Consider the following 1,721-nt stretch of genomic DNA (forward strand, 5'->3'; position numbering starts at 1 on the left):
GTAATTTTCAATTATGTGAAGTCTTCACATCCACACCCTGATACAGTGCGAAGAGGGGCGCCGCCGGCCTGGTTCACAGGTATCTGATCCACAGGGCTTGATCGTCTGAATCTCCGACGACTTCGTCAATGTCAGCTGGGTTAAGGCCAAATTCCGCAACCAGATCTTCGACCTGAACTGATTGGAAGCTATCGAGACTTCGCACAAGTCGGCCTTCTTCAAATGCGATCAATTCGTGTGTTCTGCCGGACCAACGGACGATCCCGCCGCAGAGCGTCCGATGTTCGATATCGACCAGTTCTGCCACCGGGTCTGCAAAGAAATCGCTCCACTTGAGAAATCCTGTACTGACAGCTCGCGCAACCGCTTGTTCGATCGTCCGGCTCTTCAGCTTGGTGGTGATCGAAGATATCTGCGCATCCACCGTTCGAGAGGGGTTTCCCGTCTGTTTGGCAATGACAGACGGTATCAATCCTGACGCAAGCATCTTCAGAACATCCAACTCATCACCAGACAAGGAATCCGATGGAAAGTTGAAGACCGTTTCAATGACGTCCAGCGCGAGCAGGTGCAGTATCTGGGCTTCGTGGCGCAAGGCAGGGAGCATTGTCGCGATCAATGCCTCCCATTCGGCACGAGGCGCATTGGATGTGACGGTAAACACGCCGCGCTCACCAAAAGGATTAATGACCGGAATAGTCAGGCCGTTGCGGCCAACGCCAAACCGTCTGGCAGCTTCAAAAAGCGCTGCATAGTCAGTCTGGTTGTCGAATGCTGTCCAATCAATCGGAGCGATCATGGTGGCGCCGAACCGAATGAGGGGATCGGCCAGGATCAGGTCGTTTTCAATGTAATGCCTCGTCCATTCTTCCGGAAACGTGGTGCAGCCGTGAACGATGTTTTGCGACTTGTCGACATGGGCATAAGACGCATTCTCAAATCCAAACCTGCTGCAAATCTCCTGGAGGCGTGCCTCCCCGGTTTGCCGGAAATCCAGTTCTGACCTGCCAATATCTGCGATCTTCATAGACCGTCTTTCTGTTCCGCGCTGCCGTTGAGGCCGCATAGCAACCTAAAGCTGAACAAACCACTCGGGATTTCCCGTAGCCAATCACAGATGCGAATACAGTTCTGTCCAGAAGACGGAAACAGATCGGAAACCGCCGATTGGAGATGTTGATTTGCAAGGCGAGCGACGCAATGCCCATCGGGTTGTGAAACATCCTTTCCGCCCTAACGAAGCCCATGGTCTTCCTCCCGCGCTCTTCGTGCCAACAGCCCCATGAAACTGGAAATCAGGTTCAATTCTCCGCGTTCATCTGCTTGAACCATACCGCGAAGATATCCTCCTGGATTGACGACTTGTGGCAGTTTCGGATCACTCAGCCTTGCGTCTGTGATCACTCCAGCCAGGATCGCGCCCATGAGGGTCAGTCGATTGATTGCCTCATGCCAGGCGAAAATATTGGTGCCAATCTCAGACAGCCGGGACCAAATGCCGGTCTCGATAGCATAAAGCGATGGGTTGGGATTCTGATCGCCACCACCAGCAATATCGATATGCATGCGCAGCTCGGGTGAAGCCAGGTCATAGAGAATACGATTGTTCACCCGAGGCAGCTTTTGGGCCTTGCGCCCCGCCGGATCTGTTGGATGATTGCTTTCTGAGCAATGCGAAGGGCCGTCAGGCCCGGAGCCAGAACAATCTGGTTCCGAGGCTT

At 53.6% G+C, this 1,721-nt stretch carries 1 protein-coding gene and 1 pseudogene; both read right to left on the bottom strand.

The window, feature by feature from the left end; genetic code table 11:
* Positions 1-73: 73 nt before the first annotated feature.
* The gene (locus AC2FFE_RS20845) at positions 74-1,027 is read right to left on the bottom strand and encodes an autoinducer binding domain-containing protein (protein WP_496847607.1); all 954 of its coding nucleotides are present in this window, start codon (positions 1,025-1,027) and stop codon (positions 74-76) included.
* 206 nt (positions 1,028-1,233) lie between these two features.
* Positions 1,234-1,721, bottom strand: a pseudogene (locus tag AC2FFE_RS20850) (hypothetical protein); the annotation flags it as partial.

This window comes from Ruegeria sp. YTSA168 (genome assembly GCF_059610045.1).

Excerpts from the sequence above, each read along its gene's own strand:
- AC2FFE_RS20845 (WP_496847607.1), bottom strand. The coding sequence starts at position 1,027 with ATGAAGATCGCAGATATTGGCAGGTCAGAACTGGATTTCCGGCAAACC.